Origin of the sequence: Lactobacillus sp. LL6 (assembly GCF_007570935.1) — a bacterium.
Classification (GTDB): Bacteria; Bacillota; Bacilli; order Lactobacillales; family Lactobacillaceae; genus Lactobacillus.
Window position 1 is genome coordinate 88,000 of record NZ_VLLR01000002.1, and the last position, 20,385, is coordinate 108,384.

A 20,385-nucleotide genomic window follows, 5' to 3' on the forward strand; every position below is an offset into this window, starting at 1 on the left:
ATTTGAAAAGGTTTTTAAAATATTAGAGTGCTACAATAATTTTATATACCAAATATAGGAGTTTAATATGGAGTCAAAAATAAAACGCAGTGTAATAAAATTAGCAGCACTTACAACAATGTTAGGAGTAGCAGCACCGATTGCTATTAATAAAACTAATAAAGTCGAAGCTGCTTATGATAAAACTGAAATGCGTAGCTTTGTGCGTAGTACCTTATCTAAGAATAAGGTGCGTGGTACTGTAGTTATTGTAAAAGATGGACAGCCTCAGCAAATTAGCTATGGATATGGATATTATGGGCGCCGATTAGGAGCAGGTAATACTAAAGTTGTATATCCAATTTGTTCCTTGCAAAAGGTAATTACTGGAGCTATTATTACTCAACTTATCTATGCTAAGAAGTTTGATCAAAATACTAAAATTTCAAAATGGTATCCTAACTTGAAGAATGCCAACAATATTACTGTGGGTAATTTACTTACTCACACTTCTGGTATTGTTACTACTGGTACAGAAGTAAATAGAGGAAGAGTTGTTTCAGAGCAATCTGCAATTGATTGGGTAGTAAATAAAATTAATTCCGATAAGCAAGGTACAGCTGGCAATTATTACTACAATAATGCCAATTATATTTTGCTTGCTGGAATTATTCGTCAAGAAACTGGTGATTCTTACGCAAATGCTGTCAATAATCGTGTGATTAAACCACTTGGTTTGCAAAGAACATTCTTTTATGAGGATATTCCATTTAAGACTAAAACTGATGCTATTTCTTATACTTATAATTATTCTACTAATAAAAACTATAAGAATGCCGAATATGTAAAACAATCATTAGCTAGTCAATTGCCAGGTGCAGGTAATTTGTTCTCTGTACCAATGGATTATTACCGAATTCAAGTAGGACTTACAAATGGTAAGATTTTAACTGAAGATGAATTTAAGTTTTTAACTAATATTCAGGCCAAAGTTACTGAATATTCTGGTGGTCTTTATATTAAAAATGATGGTAAGCTAAAAATGGCTTATGGAAATCTTTATGGTACTCATTTTGGTAACTGGTTCCAAATGACTACTGATAATAAAGACGGTATGATAATGTTTTTGAACCAAAACCAAAATAATGAAAGTCAAAATAAAGCTATTGGTTATGAAATTTTAAACCATGTTAAAGCTAATACTTTCACTGAAAAATAAAACTTTATATTTTTTAATATCAATCAAAAAAGACAACATCCTTAAGAAAGTGGATAATAATCTACTCCTTAATTAGGATGTTGTCTTTTATTTTTTAGGAGGAGCTTTATTTGGCTTTAATAAAATTTACTCCATCTGCAGCGGGTGCAACAGATTTACCAAAGAATATAACTAATACAATAATTGTGATAAGATAAGGGGCAATTTGCATATATACAGAGGGTATTTTAGAAATTAGGGGTAATTGATTTCCAATTATACTCAAGCTTTGTGCAAATCCAAAAAATATGGATGAAAGCATTGCTCCAATTGGATTCCACTTCCCAAAGATAACTGCGGCTAAAGCCATAAATCCTTGTCCTACAATGGTAGATACAGAGAAGTTACCAGAGATGGCTTCTGCAAAAATGGCGCCTCCAATACCACCTAAAAATCCAGAAGTTAATACTCCAACATATCTCATTTTATAAACATTGATACCCAATGTATCAGCTGCTTGAGGATTTTCACCAGCAGATCTGAGTCTTAATCCAAAGCGAGTTTTAAATAAAATCCAAGCTAAAATAATAGCTAAGATAATGCCACACCATGCTGGAGCTGAAGTATCTTTGAAAAGTATTGGACCTATTATTGGAATATTAGAGAATACAGGAAAACTAAAGTAGCCGAAGTTTGCAGTGATGTTTTCTGTTTGACCTTTATCATATAGTGCCTTAATTAAAAATACTCCAAGAGGAGGGGCTAACAGATTAAGCACTGTACCACTAATAATATGATCAGCATGAAAGTTAATAGTGGCTATTGCATGTAATAAAGAAAATATTAGCCCTGCAATTCCTCCTACTAATGCGCCTAACCAGGGCGTAGCTGTACCAAATATAGAAGCACAGCTCAAATTAAATATAATTGATGAAAAAGCACCAATTGTCATGATTCCTTCAAGTCCGATGTTTATGATTCCTGAATTTTCGCTATATACTCCACCTAGGGAAGTGAAAATTAAGGGAGCTGAATATACTAAAGTTGATGATGCAATCAATGTAAATATTGTAATAAGATTCATTAGTTATTCCTCTCTAGCTAGTTTTATATCAGGACCATCTACACTGTTATTTGGTCCCAATTCGATACCTTTTTTTAAAGGATGAGAGTATGTGGCAGTTTTTTTAGTTTTAAAAAGTAATCCGATTATGTATTCAATCGCTACAAAGAATATAATTGCTGCGATAACAATTGAAACAATTTCATAGGGAACTCCTGCAATAGTTTGCATACCGAGACCACCTATTTTTAAAATAGAGAATAAGATAGCTGCAATTAAAATTCCGATAGCTGTTGAATTTCCAAGTAATGCAACTGACAACCCGTCCCAACCAATACTTAAACTGCTAGTTTGATTAAAGTAATTTTGATATGTGCCTAAACCTTCCATTACTCCACCCAATCCAGCAAAAGTTCCTGAAAGTGCCATTGATAAAATAATATTTTTCTTTGCTGAAATACCAGCATATTGACTGGCGAAAGGATTAAATCCTACTGCTTCTATTTCAAAGCCAATGGTTGTTTTTTTCATTAAAAACCAATATGCAACTACGGCAATAATAGCTAAAAAACATTCTAAGCTTAATAGTGGATTGATTATCCGACGGGATAATTGATTCACTATTTTTCGTTTAGCCGTAAACTTTAAATAGTGATAAAACAATATGCCGAGAGGTGTTTAGGCGCATGACGCCGAATAAAAAACTGGCAGTTTTATCTTGCAGTTAGTAGCTTCCTCGAAGAATGTGGGCACCTGATGCCGAGTTTAGAAAATTAAGTCTGACTGCCTGGATAAATCAGTTTTATCACTTAGAAACAGCGAGGTATTGAAGATGGATATTGTTTTTGGAATTGATGTAAGCAGCCGTGAATCCAGTGTTTGTATGTTAATGGATGATACCAGGAAAGAGTTTAAGATCTCTAACGATTCATTTGGATTTAAAGAGCTGCTCAAGAATCTTGCAGTATTCTCAAAGCATCCTCAGATCATTTTTGAAGCTACCGGGGTCTATTCAAGAAGACTGCAGAAGTTTCTAGAAGACTATGGCTATGATTACGTGATCCTTAATCCTTTAAAAGCTAAGAAAGAAATGGATCAGGGACTTCGTCATAATAAAACCGACAAAACAGATGCCTATAATTTAGCCAGAATTCAGCTTCAAAACAGACACAAGGCAAATAAACAAGAAGCCGAAGATTATCATAGATTGCGTGCCTTAAGCCGCTCTTATGAAGAATTGACTTCCGACATTGTCAGTGCCAAGAATCGTCTTCACCGTATCTTGCAATTGACTTTCCCTGAAATTGAAACAGTGGTTTCTACACCCAAGAACCGCAATTATTGGGAATTAGTTAAACTATTTCCGCATTGCCAAACGGTCAGAGAGATTGAAGCAGAAGATATTATCAATAAAATCAAGGATTTTAAAGGCTATGGCATCAAACGTGCTCAAAAAATTGCTCAAGGATTAAAAGAACTTGCCAATAAAGCATATCCCGTAGCAGAGCTTGATAGTCCTGAAACCAGCGATGTAATTTACTATGCCCAACGTCTCATCCAGCTTGATCAGGACAGAGATGAGCGGCTTAAGCAAATGGTTGATATATCTAAAAAGCTGCCTAATCGTGATCTAGAAATCCTCACAAGTATCCCTGGCTTCGCCCAGACTACTGCAGTACGTGTTTTGGCAGAGCTCGGAGATATCAGGAGATTCGACAACCCTAACAAGATTGATGCTTTTATTGGAATTGATCCGGGCAGATACCAGTCAGGCCAAATGGATTCCCGCCTTGGTATCACTAAACATGGTAACGCTATTGCACGTAAGATTCTTTATCGGGCAGTTGGTCAAATAGACAATGCTTCAAAGACCAATCCTTGCCATATTGCGGATTACTATGAAAATAAAAAATCTTCTCAAAGCAAAGGCTTCAAGAAGATTGCAATAGCTTCAGTGCATAAGCTAATCCGTACTATTTATGCACTAATCAAAAATGATCAGTTGTATAGTTACGAAGTCGCCAAACAAAATCAAAGACGTAAATCGTAATTAACTGATCAGCTTCATTATACTCTAACTTAGCTTCAAAGAGGTAATTTCTTTGAAGTCTTTTGCAGTACTTTCATAATTGAAATAATTCGCACCATTAAAACAAAGAAATCCAAATATATCAAAATAAGATAATTAAACATCTTGATATACTTGACTTTACGTAGAAAAATACCTGTACTAATTCTTGAATCTCCAAATAAATTACTCAACCAATTTAATTTTAAACTACCATTTGAGGGAATTGTTTTTGTAGTATCAGTATCTAGACGTAGTTTTGGAGACATAACTTTTTGCATTAAATATTGTGCTACATAAAGTACAATATAATTGAGCATAATAGTGGTAATAACTTCATTTGTTCCAAAATAAGCTCTTAAAAAACCTGCAATTGCTGCAACGATTGCTCCCAACAGTGCTCCTACAATAATAGCGGCAGGTAATAAAATCACTTTAGGCAGGTGCGGATTAGCTAATACAAACCAAATTGAACCAAGCCATCCAGCTTGAGCTTGTCCGGGTAAGCCAATATTGAAAAAGCCAGCCTTTGTGGCAATTGCGAATCCAATGGCTGTAAAAATCAAAGGAGTAGCTTCTCTTAAAGTTTCTCCAATACTATTCATATTTCCTAATGCACTTTCAAACATCGATTCATATGCTTGGAGTGGGTTATAATTCCAAATTAACATAATTAATGCTCCAATTAAGAAGCCAGCAATTACTGATACAATTGGAATTAATACTTTTTTGACTTTGTTACTCACACTTATCATTTTTATTATCCTTATTTAATTCCTGTCATCAATAGGCCTAATTCTGTTTCATTAGTACTTTGAGGAGTTACTTCACCTGATTTTTGTCCATTATGTAATACAAGTATCCTATCAGAAAGTTGCATAATTTCGTCTAGTTCATAAGAAATCAATAAAATAGCCTTACCAGCTGCTCGTGCTTTTAATAATTGTTTATGAATGTATTCAATTGCACCAACGTCTAATCCACGAGTAGGCTGAAATGCAATAATTAAATTACTATTTTTGTTTAATTCACGGGCAATAATAATTTTTTGCTGATTACCACCAGATAATTCCCCAGCAGCCATATCTTCATTTGCTGCTCTAATATCAAACATATTAATTAATTTTTTAGCATGGAGGTTCATATTTTTAAAATTAATTATTTTGTGGCGAGAGTAGGGAGGATGGTAGTAATTCTGTAAAACTAAATTTTTAACTAAAGACATTTGCAAAACTAAACCGTATTTTTGTCGATCAGCTGGAATAGTGGCTACCCCAGCTTCAGTAATTTTTCTAACTTTTTGATTGGTTATATCTTGATTTTGAATTTTTATTTTTCCAGAAGATACTTGTCTTAATCCTGTAATCGCTTCTACGAGTTCATCTTGACCATTACCATCAATTCCAGCTATTCCTAGAATTTCACCTGATTTAACTTCAAAAGAAAGATCTTTAATTGCTAAGTTCCCTCTATTTTCTTTAACCTTAAGGTCTTTAACAGATAGAACTTCATTTCCAAGCTGAGATTTCTTTTTCTCAAGTTTCATATTTACGTGACGGCCAACCATTAATTCAGCCATCTTTGCATCACTTACTTGTGCGACATTAAAAGTTCCTACACTTTTTCCTGATCTAATAATTGTTACTCGGTTTGCTACAGCTTTAATTTCTTCTAGCTTATGAGTAATCAAAATTATTGATCGGCCTTCTTTTGATAGACCTTTAAGAATTTTAATAAATTCGGTTATTTCTTGGGGAGTTAATACGGCTGTTGGTTCATCAAAAATTAAGATATTTGCTCCTCGATATAAGACTTTTAAGATTTCTACTTTTTGCTGCTGAGCAATTGTAATATCTTCTACCTTTGAATTTAAATCAACGCTTAATCCATATTGCTTTGATAAGGCTAATACTTTTTGTTTGGCTTTTTTTAAATTTAAAAATATTCCTTTAGTTGGTTCATGACCTAAAATAATATTTTCTAAAACGGTGAAAGACTTTTCTAGCATGAAATGCTGATATACCATTCCAATACCATTTTCTTTAGCGTCTGCTGCACTTTTAAATTTTATGATTGTATCATTGATTTTAATTTCTCCAGAGGTTGGTATTAATACTCCAGATAAAATATTCATTAAGGTTGATTTACCGGCACCATTTTCACCCAATAAAGCTAGAATTTCACCTTTTTTAAGTTCTAAATTTATATCATTATTTGCTTTAAAGCCATTAAACTCTTTAACGATGTGTTTCATTTGGACTGCATTATCTGACATATATTATCCTCACTTATATTAAGAAAAGCCCTTTGTCTGGTACAAAGAGCTTTTTATTGAACAATTCATATCCTAGTTAGACTTAGGATGAGTTGAAACTTTAATTTTGCCATCAAGAATTTGTTGACGAGCTTTTTGAACTGTAGACCAGGTTTTATTATTTAAGTAACCTCTAGTAATGGAAACCCCATTATTTTTCAAAGTATAGACTAAATGCTTTCCACCAGGGAATTTACCATTATAGGCATCGTTAGCGATTGACTTAGTGGCTACGTTTAGTCCTTTCAAAACTGACGTTAAAGTAAAGTTAGACTTTTTGCCATCTTTTGACTTATATTTGCCCAAGTTCTCTTGATTGACATCCACACCGATTACCCATACTTTTTTATTTACAGAGCGAACTTGATTATAATCTTTTGCTTCTTGGAAAACTCCATTTCCAGCATTTCCTGCAGCTTGATAAATTATATCAGCTTTATTAGCATACATAGATTGAGCAATGGACTTGGCTTTATCCGTACTAGTAAAGTTTCCAATATATTGAGTTTGAACGGTAATGTTTTTATGGAGAGCTTTGGCTCCTGCAGCCACACCTTCTTTAAAACCTGCTTCAAACAAATCAATAATGTCTGACTTAGTCCCGCCGATAAAACCAACTTTATTTGTTTTTGTAGTATAAGCTGCAGCTAAACCACCGAGGTAAGAGGCATCATTACTTTTAAAAGTAGCAGATGCTACGTTCTTTTGACCATTAATAACACTATCGACAATGACGAAGTTCTTTTTTGGATTTTGCTTGGCAGCAGTTGACACAGCTTGTTGCAATTGATAGCCTACACCAAAAATAGTTTGGTAACCAGCTTTTGCAGCTTGATTAAAGTTAGGTGCATAATCCGAAGCACCACTTGAAACAAAATATTGATAACCCCCTTTTCCTTGTTTTAAATTATGCTCTTTTCCATATGATTTAAAACCTTCCCAGGCAGCTTGGTTAAATGAATGATCATCTACACCATTTTGATCCGTAATTAAAGCTACTCCATGATCTGAATTTTTATTTTCAGATCCACCTTGTTTTTTGCCAGAGCAAGCAGTTAATGCTAAACCTACAGCTAAAAGGGTAGTACCAAACGTTAATACTTTTCTGAACTTTAAGTTCATCTTTTTCCTCCGTAAAACTATGTATTACTAACAATTTTGTAATTATAATACATAAATGTACGTATTTAGTCAATATATTATTTAAAATGCAATAAAAATAATTATATTTTTCATAAAAAACGAATTATAAAGCAAATAAAATCCATAATAATCCATAGTTGTGATGTAGTAAAATTATTTTTAATAGCCACTATTCAAAACATGTATAATGCTATTAATATTAATAACATTTTTTATATTATATAAATTATAAATATAAAAAGTATCACTATTATATGTCATAGTAGTGATATTTTATAATCTCTAAATTTAAGTATCAGACAATAAGCTTCGGCAAAATATACCATATAAAAAATATCACTGCTATTATTTATAGTAGTGATATTTTTTTGCTTTTAAGACTTGAAGTATTCGTTTATGTTGTTAATGCTGAATAAATACGAATTTTTCTATATTTTTTAATGAAATAACTAATGAGTTAAAGCATAAGCTCCTTAGATATTGTTAATAATTTTGAAACGTTAATCAAATTTATATAACATATATTGTTTATTTTAGTGATATAGATAAAATCAATTATATAAATTTTATCTACAATATCTATCATACAATATTTTTATATCTAAACTTGATTTAAAATTAATTGCTGTATTTTCTTGCCTTGGGCAATCCAATGAGTAATTTTTTTATCGTCTACTCTAAATACTGGGGCACTAATGCTAAAGGCTCCAAAAATATGATCATGCTTAACAAGAGGAAAACCAATACAATAAATACCATCTTGATTTTCAATATTATCAATTGCATAACCACGTTTTTTTACTTGTTGAATATCAGCAATAAGAGCTTCACGTGTAGTAAGAGTGTTTGGAGTTTGTGCTTTTAATGCAGTGTGATCGATATACTCATTAAGTTTATTGTCTGAATAATAAGATAATATCGCCTTTCCCATTGCAGATGTGTACATCTGCATAGTGCCACCTAAACTTAAATCTAAGCGAATATTATTTAAGCTTTGAGCACGATCTAATAATACAATTTTACTATTTTCAACAATACCTAAATTTACAGCTTCAGTTGTACTATCTCGTAGCTTATTTAGAAATGGCATTGCTAATTTCTTTAAATCAAAACTGTTGGCGGCTTGATCGCCATATTTAATGAATGTGGTTCCTAAATAATACTCTTTATTTGGTCCAGCAGCTCTAACAAAACCACAATACTCTAATGTTTGTAGGATTTTTAGAACTGTAGGTTTAGGAATATTTATTCCATCACTAATTTCTTTAAGAGTAGGGGGAGTATTAGATTCTGCAATATAATCTAATATTTTCTTTGCTTTCAATAGAACGGTTCCATATAATTGTTTTTCCATATTTTTATGCCTCTTTCTATAGCAATATTATAAATGATTAAATATAGAAATAAAAATTAAAAAAGCAAAATCTATTTTTAGATAGACTTTGCTTTTTATAAGTAATCTTAATTTACAGCATACTCATTAATAAAAAATTAATTATAACTATTAACGAACCAAGTATCCACCATCTACTGGTAAAATTGCGCCGTTTACATATGCTGATGCATCACTTGCTAAGAATACTGCTGGACCCATTAATTCATAGGGTTCTGCCCAGTGCCCCATAGGAATTCTACCTAAAATTTCAGCATTACGATCTTTTTGTGCACGAATTGGAGCTGTGTTTTCAGTTTTAATGTAACCGGGAGCAATTGCATTCACAGTTACATTATAAGCACCCATTTCTGAAGCAAATGCTTTAGTAAGTCCTGCTACACCATGTTTTGAAGCAGTGTAAGATGGAATAAACTTCCCACCTTGATATGAAAGCATTGAACCAATATTAATAATTTTGCCGTACTTTTGCTTTGCAAATACCTTGCAAGCTTCAAGTGACATACGATATACAGCAGTCAAGTTAATGTCAATTACTCGTACCCAATCTTCATCTTTAGATTCAAGAAGTGGATTACGTTTAATCATACCTGCATTATTTACTAAAATATCAATATGTCCCATCTTTTCAATTGCAGTTTCAATAACTTTCTTTGGAACAGATGGATCAGTTAAGTCGCAATCCATAAATTCTACTTTTTGACCTACACTTTCAATTAATTTGCGAGTGTTATCCCATTCTTTCTTACCATAAGTTGGAATAAAAATATCTGCTCCGGCTTTTGCCATTGCAATTGAATAACCTTGACCTAAGCCAGTATTACCTCCGGTAATAACAGCAACTTTACCTTTAAGGCTAAACTTATCCATACTAAAATTGTTTTTTAATTCTTCTTCGTGTTGTCTGATTTCTTCTTCTGATTCATGTACAACCATTATTTTTTCTCTTTTCTGTTAAATAATTATTTATCTTAGTTCGTCCATTGGAATATTATCCATATCATCATAATTTAAATTTTCACCAGCCATTGCCCAAATGAATGAATAACTGCTAGTACCAATACCACAGTGAATGGACCAACTAGGGTTGGGAATTGCTTGTTCATTATTAACCACTAAGTGACGAGTCTCACCTGGTCTACCCATAATGTGAAAGACTTTCATATCTGGATCACTAAAGTCGAAGTACATATATGTTTCCATTCTTCTTGCATGAGTATGAGCAGGCATTGTATTCCAACCTGAACCAGGCTCAAGTACAGTATAGCCCATTTGTAGTTGACAAGTTTGAACAGTTGAGGCATGGATATATTTATAAATTGTTCTCTTGTTCATGTGTTCTTGGTCACCCATTGGAGTTGCGATTGCATTTCTAAATGGTAACTTTTTATTAGGATAATGGGTATGAGCTGGAGTTGAAACTATGTAGAATTTAGCAGGGTGTTTCTTATCGTCTGAAGAAAATACTACATGTTTAGCACCTTGGCCAATATAATAACCATCTTGTTTTACCATTGGATCCCTTTTACCGTCGATATTGATGCTACCTGAACCACCAATATTAATTACTCCTAATTCTCTTCTTTGTAGAAAGAAATCCACACCTATTTCTTTTGATAGTGTAATTTCAAGTGATTTATCTGTTGGAGTAATTCCACCAAAAATCATTCTGTCGTTGTAAGTATAAGTAAGATTAATGTCACCAGGAGTGAAAATCTTTTCTACTAAGAATTCTTTTCTTAATTTACCTGTATCCCAGTGCTTAATATCTTCTGGACCATGTGCATAGTTGTAAGTCAGTTTTAATGTCAATTTTATTCCTCCGTTTCGTTTTAAGAAATATCATTTATTATTTGGTTCAAATAAACTATAACTCTTTGAGAAATAAATGCAACCCCTTTCATTTGAAAATTAAATTATTTTTATTTCTTGTGCCAAAGGAATATTTAATTTCTTTAATTCTTTTGCAATTAATCCAGATATAGTCATTGCACCATATTCGTTTAAATGGGTATTATCATGAATACCAGTAGGATAGTTAAGAGAAGATTTGACATTTAAATAAAACTTCAAACTTTCTGCAGGAGTTAGTTTATCAAAATATTCAAAAGTAATTTTATTTATATCGATATAAAATATATTATTCTTTTTTGCGTAGTTCTCTGCAGCTTTAGGATAATCTCCTAAACTATTAATTAAGTGATTATTTTTATAGCGTCTGCGAACAATTGAGGAAAGAATAATTGGAGTAGCTTTATGTTTTTTAGCAACATTAACAAATTTATTTAGATTATTTTGATATTCACTAATAGTGGTTCCCCAATTTAAATCTTCGATTTTTTGATCGTTATGACCAAATTGAATTATAAGATAATCATGTTTCTTAATTTTGTTATCGATACTTTTCAACAATCCCTTTTTAATAAAAGTTTTTGTACTTGCCCCATTAAATGCAAGGTTGTTAACAACTATTTGTGAGGGAAGATAGTTATGTAATTTTTCTGCCCAACCTGTTTCTGGACGTTTATTATCTGCTTTATGAGCGGCTGTCGAGTCTCCAGCAATAAATATTGTAGTCATATTACTCTCCTTGTTTCTAAATAATAAATATAATTTTCTGTATTCAACACAAAATTTAAATCTTTTATTTTAGAATTGCAAATAAAAGATAAAAATAATCTTTCAACTTAAATAAAAAGTTTAATAACGGTTAAAAAAATTATTGTTAATATAAAATGCTATAATTCTTACTCTAAGAACGGATGAGATAATTTTAGTTAATAAATAAACAATATCCGCCTTAAGAAAGCGGTTGCATTTATGGAAAATAAATATTATAGTTCAATTGGCTGAAGGAAATAGTATTTCTTATTTAGAAATATAAAGTGAGAGCAAACATCAGGAGGTGTTTGAGTGAAAATAACAAAAAGAAGGTTGAAAGTTGTTAAAGAAGTTAAAGTAGAGGTTTTATTATGGAAGCAGATATTAAACATGGAACTATAAACCAAAAGGCAGCTTCTAAATCTGGAAGTATTAATGAACAGCCTGCTGAAGCTGCTGCTGGATTAAAAACCGTTAAGGTTAAAGCTAGAAAATTTGGTTGGCGCGATAATATTGGTTATATGACTGGTGACCTAGGAAATTGTTTTATTTTAGGTTTAGTAAATAGTTTCTTAATGATTTACTTAACTAACTCAGTTGGATTAGCAGGTGCTGTTGTAGGTACAATGTTTTTGATTGGTAAATTTATTGATGCTTTTTCTGACGTTACAATCGGCCGTTTGACTGATACATCTAAATTGACAAAGTATGGTAGATTTATTCCTTGGATTAGAAAGTATCGGTGGTTCTTTGGAATTGCTACAATTTTTCTTTTTATGCCATTTGTGAATAAATTATCAATGACGTGGAGAATTATTTATATTTTTGTATTTTATGTAGCATGGGGAATTTTCCTTTCTTGCGTAAACATTCCTTATGGTTCTTTAGCTTCCGCTATTAGTGGAGATCCTGATGATCGTGCTCAATTATCAACGTTTAGAAGCATTGGTTCGGCAATAGGTGGTGCATCTACAGGATTTGTTATTCCATTGGTCGTTTATACTACATTAGCAAATGGTCAAAAGGTAGTGTCAGGAACTAGATTCTTCCTAACATCAATTGTTTGTGTTTTATTGGCTTGGATTAGTTATCACTTTACTGTATCAATGCCAACTGAAAGAGTTCAAGTTGCTAAAGCAGAAAAGGTACCATTAAGGAAAGTATTAGAATCTCTAGGTAAAAACAAAGCTTTATTAGCATTAATTTTCACAGATTTATTTATTGTTATTAATCAAATTTTATCAGGAACAACAACAACTTATTTATTTAGTGATTATTTTCACAATAGCGCTGCAATGTCTGTAGCTTTGTTGTTCACGTATGGTTCCGTATTATTACTTTCTCCATTTGCTACATGGATGATTAAGCATTGGGGTAAAAAAGAAATTTCGATAATTTCGCTATCATTTTCAGTAGTCATGTATTTATTTATGTATTTTATGCATTTTACAAATCCATGGATTTATTTGATATTTATGTTTTTAGCGACAGTTGGATATTCATTCTTTAACTTAATGGTTTGGGCTTTTATTACGGATGTAATTGATTACCACCAATATGTAACAGGTTACCGTGAAGATGGGACTATTTATGCTGTTAATTCATTTGCTAGAAAATGTGGTCAGGCCCTTGCAGGAGGGATTGGAGGCTATATGCTTACTTGGATTGGTTATAAATCATCAGTTGCTGGAGGTGCTGCTCAATCTATGGCAGTAATCAATAGAATTTATGGATTAGCTAATTTGCTTCCAGCTGCATTATTATTTATTGCTGTTTGTATTTTAACTTTTGCATATCCTTTAAGTAAGAAAAAGATTCATGAAGTAGATGATAAATTAGCTAAAATTAATAAACAAAATGAGAAGTAAATATAAGAAACGAGGAAAATATTATGGGTATGATCAATGTTAAACTTTATAAAGAAGTTGACGGTAAACCTATAAAAAATAGATTTATTGAAAAAAAGATAGAGTGTTTAATAAATAATGAAATTAATTTATCGGATCCCACTGGAGAATTTTCAATTAAAGTAGCAAGTGGTGATGTAATTGACAATAAAAGTTTTGGTTTTTGGGAATGGACATCTGGCGTAGGTCTATATGGTTTAATGAAGTATTATAAATTAACTCGAAAACCAGAGACACTTGATACTATCAAAAACTGGTATGATCAGCGATTTAAGGAAGAACCTGTTGGTAAAAATATTAATACTATGGTTCAAATGCTAACTTTAGCTAATTTATATGAAGAGACGGGTGATAAATCATATTTACCTCATTTAGAAAGTTGGGCAGATTGGTTATATAATACTCTGCCAAGAACTGAGCAAGGTGCATTTCAACATGTTACATATGGGGATTTAAATCCTAATGAAATGTGGATAGATACATTAATGATGAGTGCATTGCCATTAGCAAAATTAGGAAAGATTTTGCATAAAGAAGAGTATATTCAAGAAGCTAAAAAGCAATTTTTACTTCATATAAAATATCTTCAAGATCCAGTTACTGGTTTGTTTTATCATGGTTGGACGTTTAATGATAGGAATCACTTTGGTGGAGCTTTCTGGGGAAGAGGAAATTGCTGGGCTACTATAGCTATTCCAGAGTTACTTACTCTACTTGATTTGCCTAAAGATGATGCGTTTCGTCAATATTTAATTACCACTTTGAAATATCAAATAGATGCTTTAGCTAAATATCAAGATGAAAGTGGTATGTGGCACACATTAGTTGATGATCCAACTTCATATTTAGAAGGCTCTGCAACTGCGGGCTTTACTTATGGAATATTGATGGCGCTCCATAAGCATTTGATTAATGGTAAAAAATATCGTGAAGTTGCGATGAAAGGATTAAAAGCATTACTTGATAATATTGATGATGAGGGTGGATTAGCACATACGTCTGCAGGTACTCCAATGGGAGAAACTCAAGATTTTTATAAGCAAATAAAAACTTCTAACATGCCTTATGGTCAATCAATGGCAGCAATGGCATTAACAGAATATCTATCAGAATTTTATTAATTTAATATAAAATAAAAGCGCTTTAATTTATAAAGCGCCTTTATTTAGGAGGAATTTTAAATGAAATGTGAAATTGGTATTAGAGCACATGATTTTCCTATTTATGATGATATTGAACAATTAGCAAATGAGTTATGGAATGCAGGACTATATAATATTCAATTTTCGCCTAAGTATTCTTTAAAAAATAAAAGTTGTAATGGTAATAGTATGAGTTTTGGTTTAGCTCATCATTCCAAGGAAATATTAAGTCAAAAACAAATTAATATTGCGATATTAGGATGTTATGTGAACATTATTCATCCCGACATTAGAGAAAGAAATAGTGCTATAAAACTTTTTGAAAATTATTTAGCATATTCTAAAGCTATGGAGTGTCCTATTGTTGCTACCGAAACTGGAAGTATTGATAATATATTTAGTCCACATAAAGAAAATTGGAGTTCAGAAGTTTTTGAACTTACAGTAAAACAAATCAAAAAGTTAACAAATACAGCTGAAAAACTTGGGGTATTGGTAGGTATTGAACCAGGTGTAAATCATCCAATTTATAATGTAGATATAACTAAAAGACTTATTGATAGAGTAAATTCTCCAAATTTAAAAATAATTTTTGATCCTATGAATATGGTATTAACTCCGGATGATTCAGAATTAGAAATTTTAAAATATGGAATTAGAAAATTAAATGATGCAATTTACGCATTTCATATTAAGGATTATGATTTTAAAAAAGATGGTAAAAAAATTGTTGTTCCATTTGGTACCGGTTTAGCTCCTATGAATAAAATTGCAGACGAAATCAAAAAGTTTAAAACTCGACCTTATGTTTTTATAGAAGAGACACCACAAAATAATTTTGATAAATCAATAGAAAAGTTTGAAGAAATTTTTCATTAAAGGTACAAAAATAGTAGATTATGTTATGTACAAAAATAATCTACTATTTTTTATATTTTAAGTTAATTATATTGTATGAAATAATTTACTAATCTTAGTATCTTTAAATACATATTGTAAAGAAAAAACGACTATTAAAGTATTTATAAAAACTAAAATCAAAATACAAGCACCTAATGCTAATGCTGAACCGCTATCTCCAATCCATAAATAGTAATTTCTAATTTTGGAAATTCCTAATAACATAATAAGTTCAGAAAGACATACGAATAAAATAGCTATAAACAGCATTGTAAATTTATATAATATTTTTTTATATAATATTCTTTTAGTGGAATTCACATTTGATTCAATATCTTTCATATTTTTATTCCTCCTGAATATAAACATGAAGATTGTAACATCAATACGAATTACATTACAGATAAAATGCTATTAAAAATACAAATTTTATTTATTGTGTGATATGAAGCTATAATACTTATAATTTTTTCGAACATCATTGGGTAACAAGTGAAATTTCTTTTTAAACTTATTATAAAAGAAAGTTTTATTGCTTATTCCAATGGAAGCAATAATATCTGAAATTGGCATATCAGTTGCAGTTAATAAGTCATATGCTATAAGAAGTCTTTGTTCTGTTAAGGCTTTAGAAAAGGTTCTTCCAGTTTCTTTTTTAAATAATGAGCCTAAATATGATCTGTTATAATTTGTCTCTTTTGCTAAATTGTTGAGTGAAACATTTTCAGGATTAGTAGATATTTCTTTTAACATATAAAGGACAATATTTGGAATTTTGTTTTTAATAGTTTCATTTGAACTTAAATTGGTATTTCGTGATAAAAGAATAAGGAAAGCATTTAAATAATAATCCATTAGTTTGTTTGAAAATGCTTTTGGAAAATAGTATTCTTTTATAATTTGGTTCAGAATGATTTGAATTTGGTCTTCAGTATCATTACAACGATAAATCAAATATTTACTGAATTGATTATTAGCTAATAAAAATTTTGACATAATATTTGCATCTTGACCTAATGTACGAATATTAGAAATTGAAAAATTAATATTATTTTTAAATATTATATTTAAAAGAATATCATTGGTTCCTAAGGCCTTGATAGAATGTGTAGTTCCAACATCTAGGATTAATATATCGCCTTTATTTAATTCTATTTTGTTCTCTCCAATATACTCAATAGCATGTCCATTCAGCATATAATTCATTTCAAGGAATGTATGAGTGTGAGATGGATAATCTGCATATCTATTGTGTTTAGATATGTAGATTTTTTTATTTTTGAAAAAGTCTTCGGTAAATATTGGAATTTTATATTGCGAATTAGTATTAAATATTGATTTATTTTTGTAATCAGGGAAAAAATTATTAGTTTGTAACTGTTTCTTTTCTATGGAATTTAATTTCTTAAATTTATTAGTTAGATTAGTATTCATTATATGTTACTTATATCAAATATTATTTATATTACTAGTATTTATTAATATATCTACCCAAATGTTACTAGTTATTAGTTTATATGATATTGTAAGCGCTGTCAAATAACGGTATAAATAATGTGTAAGGTTTGAAAGTGTGGTGAATGTAATTGACAAACATATATGTAGCAGTTGATATCGGTGCTTCTAGTGGTCGATTGATGTTATCCCAACTAAAGGATAACAAAATGACACTTAAAGAAATGCATAGATTCAAAAATGGCTTTTCTTATAAAGATGGTCATGATCGGTGGGATATTGATCATATCATCAAAGAAATCTTAATAGGACTTCAAAAAATAAAAAAAGCTGGATATAACAAAATTTCATTAGGAATTGATACATGGGCTGTTGATTACGTATTGGTAGGAAAAGATGGTAAAAAGTTAGAAAACCCTATCAGTTATCGTGATTCTAGAACAGATACTGCAATTAAAGATTTAACTGCAGAAGTATCAAAAGAAGAAATCTATAAAAAAACAGGAATTCAGTTTTTAAATTTTAATACTTTATATCAATTATTTAAAGAAGATAAAGATTTACTTGCTAAAACAGACAAAATTATGATGATTCCTGATTATATTGGATATGTTTTAACAGGTAAAGCAGTTTTAGAAGTGACAAATGCTTCAACTACTCAAATGCTTAGTTTAAGAGAAGGATTGTTTGATAAACATTTGCTTGAAAAAGTAAATGTTAAACAAGATCAATTTCCCAAGCTTGTTGATGCAGGTAGTCCTCTAGGAAAATTAGATAGAAGCAAGTTTCCAACTTATGATTTACCAGATACTGACATAATTACAGTAGCAACTCACGATACAGCTTCGGCTGTAGTGGGCTCTCCTGGTATGGGTCATCATTGGGACTATTTGAGCTCAGGAACTTGGTCACTTTTAGGAACTGAACTTAATGTTCCGGAAAATGGTGTTCAAGCATTTGAAGAAAATTATACCAATGAATGGGGAGCTTATGGTACTTACCGGTTTCTTAAGAACATCATGGGACTTTGGATGGTTCAATGTGTTAAACGAGAATTAAATGATAAGTATTCCTTTAGCGAGTTGGCAGAAATGGCGGAAAAAGTTAAACCATTTCAACAATTTATTAATATTAATGATGAACGCTTCGTGAACCCTCAGAACATGATTAGGGAAATTCAGACTTATTGCAGAGAAACTGATCAAAAAATTCCAGAAACTCCAGGAGAAATTTGTATGGCAATCTATTCGAATTTGGCACTATTTTATGCGCGAGAAATTCAAAAGATGGATAAAATTCTAGGCTATAAAATTGATGCTTTAAATATTGTAGGTGGAGGATCCAATGTAGCACTTCTTAATCAATTAACAGCTACAGTTTCTGGAATTGATGTTTATGCAGGTCCTGGCGAAGCTACAGCGATTGGTAATCTAACAGTTCAAATGATTACTAAAGCTGATATTTTGAATGTTTATTTGGCAAGAAGAATCATTAGTAATTCATTTAAAATTAAGAAATATACCCCAGAAACTGGTAAATATCATGGAGTACTCAATAAATATCTAGATTTCTTGCACAGTATAAATCAAAAGGAAGTGAGTTAAATGACAGTCAGATTAGGACAAATGATGCATGTCAATCCAAACTATTTTGACGAATATGAAAAACGTCATAGAAGTTTACCTACTAAATTTCCTCAAATGAAAAAAGCATTGAAGGAAGCAGGTGCACATAACTATTCAATCTATTTAGATAAAAAAACAGGTACTCTGTTTGCCTATCTTGAAGTTGACAATATTGAAAAATATAAGGCAATTGCAAAAACTGAAGGTTGTAAAGAATGGTGGCATTACATGGCAAAGCTAATGGATGTTAATCCAGATGAGAGCCCAGTTACTTACGATTTGCATGAAGTATTTCACATGGATTAAAAGGAGAAAATTATGGTTAGTGAAAAAGAAGTCGAGACAGCATATCAAGTAGCAAAACAACGTTATGCAGAAGTTGGTGTGGATACGGAAGAGGTTTTAAAGAAATTACAAAATATTCGAGTATCACTTCCTTGTTGGCAAGGTGATGATATTCATGGCTTTTTAACACCAGATCAGGCTCTTTCAGGCGGTATTGGTGTTTCTGGGAACTTTCCAGGTGGTGCTAGAACTCTTGATGAGTTAACAAGTGACTTGGGAGAAGCTTTTAAGATGATTCCAGGTAAGCAAAGATTGCAACTTCACCAAATTTATGCTGTAACTGATGGCAAAAAGAAAGATGTATCTGAAGTTGGTCCAGAAGACTTTAAATATTGGGTAGATTGGGCTAAAAAACAAGGAATTTACTTAGACTTTAATCCAACCTTTTTCTCAAGTCCTAAAGTTAAAGAAAATTGGACATTAGCGAGTCCTGAAAAGAGTGTTCGTGACTATTGGATTCAAGTTGGTAAGAATGCACGTGCAATTTCTAATTACTTTGGTGAAGAACAAGGTGCACAATCAGTAGATAACTTCTGGATTATGGATGGTTATAAAGATGAGCCAATTAGTCGCTTAGCTCCGCGTGAAAGATTAGTTGAATCACTTGATGAAATCAATAAGAAAGAATATCCAGTTAAGAATACTATGGAAAGCTATGAAGGTAAATTATTTGGTACTGGTATTGAAAGCTATACTGCAGGTTCTCATCTCTTCTATAATAACTATGCCCTAACTCGAGATAAGTATTGGTGTATGGATATTGGTCACTTCCATGAAGCAGTAGACCCAGCAGATTATTTATCATCATTCCTTGAGTTTGGTCGTGGGATGTTCTTGCACATTTCTCGTCCAGTTCACTGGGATAGTGATCACGTTCCAGCAATGAACGATATGCTGATTAGAATGATGAGAGCACTAGTACGAGATAATTTCCTTGATAGAACTACCATTGGTCTTGACTTCTTTGATGCTACTATTAACCGTGTGGGTGCATGGGTAATTGGTACTCGTTCAGTTCAAAAAGCACTTCTTCTTGGCTTGCTTGCTCCAATTGATGAATTGAAGGATGCAGAAAACCATTATGACTTTACTCTTCGTTTAGCTGAAACAGAAGAATTGAAGTCATTCCCATTTGGAGCAGTTTGGGATGAATTCTGTTTACGTAATAATGTTCCTGTAGGTATGGATTGGTATAAAGAACTTAAGGAATATGAAGCAAATGTTCAATTAAAGAGAAACTAATCTTAGGAGA

The 20,385-nt window shown here is 31.5% G+C and carries 18 protein-coding genes and 1 pseudogene; 8 read left to right on the forward strand and 11 right to left on the reverse strand.

Features of this window, described 5'->3' with window-relative positions; translation table 11 throughout:
* Positions 1 to 118 precede the first annotated feature (118 nt).
* The gene (locus FOD82_RS08910; protein WP_242450234.1) at positions 119 to 1,198 is read left to right on the forward strand and encodes a serine hydrolase; all 1,080 of its coding nucleotides are present in this window, start codon (positions 119 to 121) and stop codon (positions 1,196 to 1,198) included.
* 106 nt (positions 1,199 to 1,304) lie between these two features.
* Here the strand turns inward: FOD82_RS08910 and FOD82_RS08915 are convergent, their stop codons facing one another.
* Positions 1,305 to 2,261 carry an ABC transporter permease gene (locus FOD82_RS08915; protein WP_144356125.1) on the reverse strand — a complete coding sequence of 319 codons (957 nt, stop codon included), beginning with the start codon at positions 2,259 to 2,261 and terminating at the stop codon, positions 1,305 to 1,307.
* A gap of 3 nt (positions 2,262 to 2,264) precedes the next feature.
* On the reverse strand, positions 2,265 to 2,864 hold the full coding sequence (locus FOD82_RS08920) for a hypothetical protein (protein WP_277950092.1): 600 nt from the start codon (positions 2,862 to 2,864) through the stop codon (positions 2,265 to 2,267).
* Between the two features lie 208 nt (positions 2,865 to 3,072).
* Between FOD82_RS08920 and FOD82_RS08925 the strand changes: the two genes are divergently transcribed.
* The gene (locus tag FOD82_RS08925) at positions 3,073 to 4,290 is read left to right on the forward strand and encodes an IS110 family transposase (RefSeq protein WP_144354583.1); all 1,218 of its coding nucleotides are present in this window, start codon (positions 3,073 to 3,075) and stop codon (positions 4,288 to 4,290) included.
* Between the two features lie 164 nt (positions 4,291 to 4,454).
* Here the strand turns inward: FOD82_RS08925 and FOD82_RS08930 are convergent.
* From FOD82_RS08930 to FOD82_RS08960, 7 genes and pseudogenes are all read right to left on the reverse strand, one after another.
* Positions 4,455 to 5,063 (reverse strand): annotated as a pseudogene (locus FOD82_RS08930) (ABC transporter permease); the annotation flags it as partial.
* An 11-nt stretch (positions 5,064 to 5,074) separates the two neighbouring features.
* A complete protein-coding gene (locus tag FOD82_RS08935; protein ID WP_144356127.1) occupies positions 5,075 to 6,583 on the reverse strand; it encodes an ABC transporter ATP-binding protein in 1,509 nt (502 codons plus the stop codon).
* A 72-nt stretch (positions 6,584 to 6,655) separates the two neighbouring features.
* The gene (locus FOD82_RS08940; protein ID WP_144356128.1) at positions 6,656 to 7,744 is read right to left on the reverse strand and encodes a BMP family ABC transporter substrate-binding protein; all 1,089 of its coding nucleotides are present in this window, start codon (positions 7,742 to 7,744) and stop codon (positions 6,656 to 6,658) included.
* A 622-nt stretch (positions 7,745 to 8,366) separates the two neighbouring features.
* Positions 8,367 to 9,119, reverse strand: a complete 753-nt coding sequence (locus FOD82_RS08945) for an IclR family transcriptional regulator (RefSeq protein ID WP_144356129.1) — start codon at positions 9,117 to 9,119, stop codon at positions 8,367 to 8,369.
* A 150-nt stretch (positions 9,120 to 9,269) separates the two neighbouring features.
* Entirely contained in the window at positions 9,270 to 10,097 is an 828-nt protein-coding gene (gene kduD, locus FOD82_RS08950) for a 2-dehydro-3-deoxy-D-gluconate 5-dehydrogenase KduD (protein ID WP_144356130.1), read from the reverse strand.
* Between the two features lie 27 nt (positions 10,098 to 10,124).
* Positions 10,125 to 10,970 carry a 5-dehydro-4-deoxy-D-glucuronate isomerase gene (kduI, locus tag FOD82_RS08955; RefSeq protein WP_144356131.1) on the reverse strand — a complete coding sequence of 282 codons (846 nt, stop codon included), beginning with the start codon at positions 10,968 to 10,970 and terminating at the stop codon, positions 10,125 to 10,127.
* 99 nt (positions 10,971 to 11,069) lie between these two features.
* On the reverse strand, positions 11,070 to 11,738 hold the full coding sequence (locus FOD82_RS08960) for a rhamnogalacturonan acetylesterase (protein ID WP_144356132.1): 669 nt from the start codon (positions 11,736 to 11,738) through the stop codon (positions 11,070 to 11,072).
* Positions 11,739 to 12,280: 542 nt separating this feature from the next.
* Between FOD82_RS08960 and FOD82_RS08965 the strand changes: the two genes are divergently transcribed.
* From FOD82_RS08965 to FOD82_RS08975, 3 genes are read left to right on the forward strand one after another with little or no spacing between them, the layout of a single operon-like run.
* Positions 12,281 to 13,627: an MFS transporter gene (locus tag FOD82_RS08965; protein ID WP_144356284.1), complete on the forward strand. Its 1,347-nt coding sequence runs from the start codon at positions 12,281 to 12,283 to the stop codon at positions 13,625 to 13,627.
* 29 nt (positions 13,628 to 13,656) lie between these two features.
* The gene (locus tag FOD82_RS08970; RefSeq protein WP_144356285.1) at positions 13,657 to 14,787 is read left to right on the forward strand and encodes a glycoside hydrolase family 88 protein; all 1,131 of its coding nucleotides are present in this window, start codon (positions 13,657 to 13,659) and stop codon (positions 14,785 to 14,787) included.
* A 60-nt stretch (positions 14,788 to 14,847) separates the two neighbouring features.
* A complete protein-coding gene (locus tag FOD82_RS08975) occupies positions 14,848 to 15,687 on the forward strand; it encodes a sugar phosphate isomerase/epimerase family protein (RefSeq protein WP_144356133.1) in 840 nt (279 codons plus the stop codon).
* A gap of 66 nt (positions 15,688 to 15,753) precedes the next feature.
* On the opposite strand, the gene FOD82_RS08980 is transcribed toward FOD82_RS08975, so the two are convergent.
* Positions 15,754 to 16,050 (reverse strand): hypothetical protein, encoded by a 297-nt coding sequence (locus FOD82_RS08980; protein ID WP_144356134.1) that lies wholly within the window; start codon positions 16,048 to 16,050, stop codon positions 15,754 to 15,756.
* A gap of 87 nt (positions 16,051 to 16,137) precedes the next feature.
* Positions 16,138 to 17,142, reverse strand: coding sequence for a helix-turn-helix domain-containing protein (locus FOD82_RS08985; protein ID WP_144356135.1), 1,005 nt, complete (start codon positions 17,140 to 17,142; stop codon positions 16,138 to 16,140).
* A 203-nt stretch (positions 17,143 to 17,345) separates the two neighbouring features.
* On the opposite strand from FOD82_RS08985, the gene rhaB reads away from it, so the two are divergent.
* Genes rhaB through FOD82_RS09000 form a run of 3 tightly spaced genes read left to right on the forward strand, consistent with a single transcriptional unit; the run spans position 17,346 to position 20,375 of the window.
* On the forward strand, positions 17,346 to 18,767 hold the full coding sequence (gene rhaB / locus FOD82_RS08990; RefSeq protein WP_242450235.1) for a rhamnulokinase: 1,422 nt from the start codon (positions 17,346 to 17,348) through the stop codon (positions 18,765 to 18,767).
* Positions 18,768 to 19,094, forward strand: a complete 327-nt coding sequence (gene rhaM / locus FOD82_RS08995) for an L-rhamnose mutarotase (protein ID WP_144356137.1) — start codon at positions 18,768 to 18,770, stop codon at positions 19,092 to 19,094.
* 12 nt (positions 19,095 to 19,106) lie between these two features.
* Positions 19,107 to 20,375, forward strand: coding sequence for an L-rhamnose isomerase (locus tag FOD82_RS09000; protein ID WP_144356138.1), 1,269 nt, complete (start codon positions 19,107 to 19,109; stop codon positions 20,373 to 20,375).
* The last annotated feature ends 10 nt before the right edge of the window (positions 20,376 to 20,385 follow it).